This is a genomic window from Actinomycetota bacterium (genome assembly GCA_040754375.1).
Taxonomy (GTDB): Bacteria; Actinomycetota; Acidimicrobiia; order Acidimicrobiales; family AC-14; genus JBFMCT01.
In genome coordinates, this window is sequence record JBFMCT010000080.1 from 1 (window position 1) to 5,972 (window position 5,972).

Sequence of the window (5,972 nt, forward strand, 5' to 3'; positions counted from 1 at the left end):
GGCCGGGCTCGCCGTCACCGCGAGGTCCCGGCCTCGGGCCCGCGCCGGGGTTGGCACCCTCGCGCCCGTGGGCCGGGCCCGGGCCCCGGGTGGCCGGGGGCCTTCCCTCGTCGCCGGGCCAGCGGTCGCCTAGCTGTCTATGCCAGTAGTCCACGGACTTCCTCCAGGTCAGCAGGGAGGGGTGACTCGAACGAGCACGGCCGGCCGTCGACGGGGTGGTCGAAGGCCAGCCGGTAGGCGTGCAGGAAGGGCCGGGCCGCGGGCAACGACGAGCGCCGGCCGCCGTAGCGTTCGTCGCCCACCACGGGGTGGCCGATGGCGGCCAGGTGGACCCTGACCTGGTGGGTGCGGCCCGTCTCCAGCCGGCAGTCGACCAGCGTGGCCGCCACCGGGCTGGTGTAGCGCTGGACGACCTCGTAGCGGGTGCGGGCCGGGCGGCCGCCGGACACGACGGCCATCTGGGTGGGATCAGCGGCCGAGCGGCCGATGGGTGCGTCGACCACGCCCGAGCGGGCCTCGACCGTCCCCCACACCAGGGCGAGGTAGCAGCGCTCCACCGTGCGGGCCGCCAACTGGTCGACCAGAGAACGGTAGGCCTCGGGGGTACGGGCCACGACCAGCAGGCCAGAGGTGCCGGCGTCCAGGCGGTGCACCACTCCCGGGCGGCCGGGCTGGCCCACGCCCGCCAGTTCGCCGAAGCGGGCCAGCAGGCCCTGGACCATCGTGCCCGTGCGGTGGCCGGCCCCGGGGTGCACGACCAGGCCGGGCGGCTTGTCGACCACCACGAAGGCGTCGTCGACGGCCACCACCGGCACCTCGACCGACGGGTCGGCCTCGACCGCCTCGGGGTGGCGGAAGGACCGGTCCACCTCCACGTCGAGCACCTGGCCTCCGGCCACTCGGCTGGAGCGGGTGGCCACGGCCCGGCCGTCGAGGGCGACCGCACCGGCCGCCACCAGTGAGGCGGCCTCGGCCCGCGTCACGTCGCACAGCATGGCCACGACGCGGTCGACCCGCTCGCCGCCCAGCGATTCGGGGATCGTTACCGAGGCCGGCATCGTCCTAATCCTTTACCCGCCAGCCGGCCCAGACCAGCAGGACGCAGCCACAGGTGATGGCCGTGTCGGCCACGTTGAAGACGGGCCAAGGCCCGACGTCGATGAAGTCGACCACCGCCCCCTGGAGCCAGCCCCGGCCCCGGAACAGCCGGTCGGCGACGTTGCCGAAGGCCCCACCCAGCACCAGGCCGACGGCCGTCGCCAGCAGCGGTGAGCGGGTCATCGTCCCACTGGACGCCATGAACACGACCAGCCCGAGGGCGGCAACAGCCAGGAACGGGACAGCCGCCCCGCCCAGGCCGAAGGCCCCCGCGCTGTTGAACGTCAACAGCAGCCGGACGGCGCCGAACAGCTCGATGGGCCCGTCGGCCAGGGCGGACAGGGCCCACTGCTTGGTCAGCTGGTCCACGACCAGGACCGCGGCGGCCACCACCACCACGATGCCGTTGCGCTTGGGCGGGACGGTCTCGCTGGTCGGGGCGGGGCCCGGCGTCAGCCCGTCGGGCTCCCGGTCAGCGACGCGACAGCCCCCCGCTCTTGCAGGCGATGCACAGAGCGGCGTGGGGGATGACCTTGAGGCGCGCTCGCTTGATGGGCTCCCCACACTGCTCGCAGCGCCCGTAGGTGCCGGCTTCGATCTTGGCCAGCGCCCGGTCGATCTCGTCGACGGCCGCACGGGCCTGGGCCGACAGGGCCAAGTCGCGCTCGCGCTCGATGTTCATGGTGCCGCCTTCGCCCGACTCCTCGTCGAACTGGACGTCACCCGGCTCCATCTCGGCGGCCAGCTGCTCGGCCTCGGCCCGCAACATCTCGGCCTGCTGGGCGTAGTTGGCGCGCTCCTGCAGCAGCAGCGCCCGCTGCTCGTCGATGAACTTGTCGGTTGTGGGTGCGGGTTCAGTCACAGGTTTGGCGTTGCCTCCGGACCGCCTCGCGGGAGCCGCTTCGGGCTTGGGCCTGGCGGCCTTGCGGGTGGGGCCGGCCTTGTCGGTTGCTGCGGCGGACTTGGTGACTCTCGGCATGGGCGACCGGACCAGCTAGCTCGGCGAAGGCAGCGGCTCGTTGGCCGTGCCTGCCCCCCACCAGGAGGGGCCGGGCATTGTACCAACCGCAGCGCCCCGGTCGTGACGCGCGGTCGCCGGTCATCGCCGCCCGGGGCCGGGCTGGCGGGACGACCCGCCGGGGGCTGCTCCCGCCGAGACCTGCTCGAGCCGTCGGCGGAACTCGTCGAGGTCCTCGACCATGACCCGGAACTGCTTGGAACGGCTGGTCGCTCCGTTCACCAGCTCGACCTTCGAACCCTTCACGCCGAAGGTCTCGGCCAGCAGGGCGGCGCACGCCTCGTTGGCCCGGCCCCCCTCGGGAGAGGCCCCGACCCGCACCTTGAGAGCCGTACCGTGGCGGCCCACCACCGCCGACCGCCCGGCCGCGGGCTGGACGTGCACGTTGAGCACCACCGTCGCCGGCCGGCCGCGGTCGCCCGGGTCGTCGCCGGTGCCGTCGCCTGGGCCCCCGTCGGCGGGCTCGGTGCGGTAGAGGTCGCTGACGTCCATGGGGCCGCAAACATAGACCGGACGAGGCCCTGGCACGCTCGCTTACCCTAGGACCATGGTTTTCGGCCCCGTAGACCCCCAGGCGGACTTCGTCGCCGTCGAGGAGCGCATGCTCGAACGATGGCGGGAGAGCGACCTCACCGAACGGGTGAAGTCGCTGCGCAAGGGTGCCCCGCCCTGGATCTTCTACGAGGGCCCGCCCACGGCCAACGCCCGGCCCGGCCTCCACCACGTGTGGCCCCGGGCCTTCAAGGACCTGTGGATCCGGTTCCAGACCATGCGGGGTCGCGACGTCCCCCGCAAGGGCGGCTGGGACTGCCACGGCCTGCCCGTGGAGATCGAGGTCGAAAAGGAACTGGGCATCTCGTCCAAGGGCGAGATCGAGGCCCTGGGCATCGAAGAGTTCAACCGGCGCTGCCGGGAATCGGTGCGCCGCTACGTGGGCGACTTCGCGGCCCTGACCGAACGGGCGGCCGTGTCCATCGACACGCGCGACACCTACTGGACGATGGACAACTCCTACGTCGAGTCGGTGTGGTGGCTGGTCCGCAACCTGCACGACCAGGGCCTGCTCTACGAGGGCCACCGGGTCGTGCCTTATTGCCCCCGGTGCGGGACGGCCTTGTCGTCGCACGAGCTGGGCCAGCCGGGCGCCTACCGCGACGTCACCGACCCGTCGGTCTATGTCCGCTTCCCGGTCGAGGGGGCCGACTACGACCTGCTGGTGTGGACGACCACGCCGTGGACGCTGGTCTCCAACGTGGTCGCGGCCGTCGGGCCGGACATCGACTACGTGCGGGTGCCCGCGCCCGGCGGCGGGCGCGACCTGGTCATGGCGGCCGCCCTGGCCCCCGAGGGGGCCGAGGTGGTCGAACGCTGGTCCGGGGCCGACATGGTGGGCTGGCGCTACCGCCGTCCTTTCGACGTCCTCCCCCTCGACGAGCGGGGCCAGCGGGTGGTGGCCGCCGGGTTCGTGAGCACCGAGGACGGGAGCGGGATCGTTCACATCGCCCCCGCCTTCGGGGCCGACGACATGGACGTGGCCCGGGCCGAGGACCTGCCCGTGCTCAACCCCGTGGGGGCCGACGGCTCCTTCACGGCGGCGGCCGCTCCCTGGGCCGGCACCGGTGCTCGCGAGGCCAACCCGGCCATCATCGCCGAGCTGGCGGCCCGCGGCCTGGTCGTGCGGGAGGAGCCCTACAGCCACTCCTATCCCCACTGCTGGCGCTGCGGCACGGCCCTGCTCTACTGGGCCAAGAACTCGTGGTTCGTACGCACGCCTGAGCGCAAGGCCGACCTGCTGGCCGAGAACGAGACCATCAGCTGGCACCCCGAGCACATCAAGCACGGGCGCTTCGGGGACTGGCTGCAGAACAACGTCGACTGGGCGCTCTCCCGGGACCGCTACTGGGGCACGCCTCTGCCCGTGTGGCGGTGCGAGGCGGGCCACGACACGTGCGTGGGGTCGGTGGCCGAACTGGCCGAGCTGTCGGGCCGCGACCTGTCGGCCCTCGACCTGCACCGGCCCTACGTCGACGAGGTCGAGGTGGCCTGCCCCCGGTGCGGCGGTACGGCCCGGCGCCTGGCCCCGGTGCTCGACGCCTGGTTCGACTCGGGGTCGATGCCCTCGGCCCAGCACCACTTCCCGTTCGACCAGCCCGAACCGGGCGGCGCGCCCCCTTACTTCCCGGCCGACTTCATCTGCGAGGCCATCGACCAGACGCGGGGCTGGTTCTACTCCCTGCTGGCGGTCAACACCCTGGCCTTCGGGTCCACGCCCTACCGCAACGTGGTCTGCCTGGCCCTGGTGGTCGACGAGCACGGCCAGAAGATGTCCAAGTCGAAGGGCAACGTGCTCGACCCCTGGCACGTGTTCGACAACTTCGGGGCCGACGCCCTGCGGTGGTACTTCTTCTCGGCCGGTTCGCCCTGGACCAGCCGCCGGGTCTACGAGGACGGCATCCGCGAGGCCACCCGCAAGACGTTGCTCACGCTGTGGAACGTGTTCTCGTTCTTCGCCACCTACGCCGACATCGACGGTTGGCAGCCCGGGGAGGGCGGGCAAGAGGCGGCGGCCCAACCCGAGCCCGGGCATTTCCTCGACCGCTGGGCGCGCTCGACGCTCGACGCCGCCGTGATCGAGGTCACCGAGGCCCTGGAGGACTTCGACGCCCTAAGAGCCGCGGGGCGCATCGTCTCGCTGGTCGACGAGCTGTCGAACTGGTACGTGCGCCGGTCGCGCCGCCGGTTCTGGGGGGACTCGGGCCCCGAGGCCTACGCCACCCTCTACCGCTGCCTGGTGGTCACGTCCCAGCTCCTGGCGCCGTTCACGCCCTTCTTGGCCGACGAGCTCTACACCCGCCTGACGGGCGAGGCCTCCGTCCACCTGTCCGATTGGCCCGAGCCGTCGGGGGCCGTCGACCCGGCCGTCGACGCCGAGATGGCCACCGTCGTCCGCCTGGTGGCCCTGGGCCGGTCCGCCCGGGCCGAGTCGGGCCACAAGCAGCGCCAGCCCCTGCGCCGGGCCCTGCTGCTGCACCCCGGGGCGGCGCTCACGGCCGAGGGCCGCCAACAGGTGGCCGAGGAGCTCAACGTCAAGGAACTGGAGGATGTCGAGAGCCTGGCCGCAGTGATGACCTGGACGGCTGTGCCCAACTTCCGGGCGCTCGGGCCCCGCCTCGGGCCCCGGGTCAACGAGGTCAAGGCCGCCCTGGCGGCGGCCGACGGGTCGGCCCTACGCCAGGCCCTCGACGCCGACGGGTTCGTCGAGGTGGCCGGCGAGCGGCTGGTGGCCGGCGAAGTCGAACTGCGGGCCGGGCACCACGAGGGCTACGCGGTGGTCGCCGACGCGGGCTGGGCCGTGGCCCTCGACCTGGCCATCGACGACGAGCTGCGCCACGAGGGTCTGGCCCGCGACCTGGCCCGCGAGCTCAACGACCTGCGCAAGCAGGCCGGGCTGGCCCTGACCGACCGGGTGGCCCTCACCGTCGAGGCCGGGCCTCGCATGGCCGCCGCCCTCGCCGCCCACCACCGGTGGGTAGCCGGCGAGGTCCTGGCCGCCTCCTTGGAGGTGGGCACGGTGGGCGCGGCCGGCGGGACCACCTACGAGATCGACGTCGACGGCGAAGCCCTCCGGGTAACGATGGAAGTCACCCCGCAGTAGGTCTCCCCCGCCCCACCCCGCCCGGGCGGGGCGGCCACTCGGGCCCAGCGGGCAGGGCCCGGGGTCAGGTGCCGGGCGACTTACGGCTGCGGGGGGCGGTCTTCTTGGCCGCCGCCTTCTCGGCCAGCGTGGCCTTGGCCTTGGCCACGGCTTCCTTGGCCGTGACCGGCGCCTTGCGGGCGGGGGCCGCCTTGGCGGGCG

Annotated in this window: 5 protein-coding genes; 1 reads left to right on the forward strand and 4 read right to left on the reverse strand. The window is 73.3% G+C overall.

Annotated elements, in window-relative coordinates; all coding sequences use genetic code 11:
- Nucleotides 1-137: 137 nt before the first annotated feature.
- From AB1673_17270 to AB1673_17285, 4 genes are all read right to left on the reverse strand, one after another.
- The gene (locus AB1673_17270; GenBank protein ID MEW6155708.1) at nt 138-1,058 is read right to left on the reverse strand and encodes an RluA family pseudouridine synthase; all 921 of its coding nucleotides are present in this window, start codon (nt 1,056-1,058) and stop codon (nt 138-140) included.
- 4 nt (nt 1,059-1,062) lie between these two features.
- Complete coding sequence (locus AB1673_17275) at nt 1,063-1,488, reverse strand: signal peptidase II (GenBank protein MEW6155709.1); 426 nt, start codon at nt 1,486-1,488, stop codon at nt 1,063-1,065.
- Nucleotides 1,489-1,570: 82 nt separating this feature from the next.
- Nucleotides 1,571-1,960 carry a TraR/DksA C4-type zinc finger protein gene (locus AB1673_17280; GenBank protein MEW6155710.1) on the reverse strand — a complete coding sequence of 130 codons (390 nt, stop codon included), beginning with the start codon at nt 1,958-1,960 and terminating at the stop codon, nt 1,571-1,573.
- Nucleotides 1,961-2,197: 237 nt separating this feature from the next.
- Entirely contained in the window at nt 2,198-2,608 is a 411-nt protein-coding gene (locus tag AB1673_17285) for a DUF167 domain-containing protein (protein ID MEW6155711.1), read from the reverse strand.
- 55 nt (nt 2,609-2,663) lie between these two features.
- Between AB1673_17285 and ileS the strand changes: the two genes are divergently transcribed.
- Nucleotides 2,664-5,771 carry an isoleucine--tRNA ligase gene (gene ileS, locus AB1673_17290; GenBank protein MEW6155712.1) on the forward strand — a complete coding sequence of 1,036 codons (3,108 nt, stop codon included), beginning with the start codon at nt 2,664-2,666 and terminating at the stop codon, nt 5,769-5,771.
- Nucleotides 5,772-5,972: the final 201 nt, after the last annotated feature.

Bases quoted from the DNA above. Each gene is read 5' to 3' on its own strand.
- AB1673_17270 (MEW6155708.1), bottom strand. From the start codon at position 1,058: ATGCCGGCCTCGGTAACGATCCCCGAATCGCTGGGCGGCGAGCGGGTC.
- AB1673_17285 (MEW6155711.1), bottom strand. From the start codon at position 2,608: ATGGACGTCAGCGACCTCTACCGCACCGAGCCCGCCGACGGGGGCCCA.
- ileS (MEW6155712.1), top strand. From the start codon at position 2,664: ATGGTTTTCGGCCCCGTAGACCCCCAGGCGGACTTCGTCGCCGTCGAG.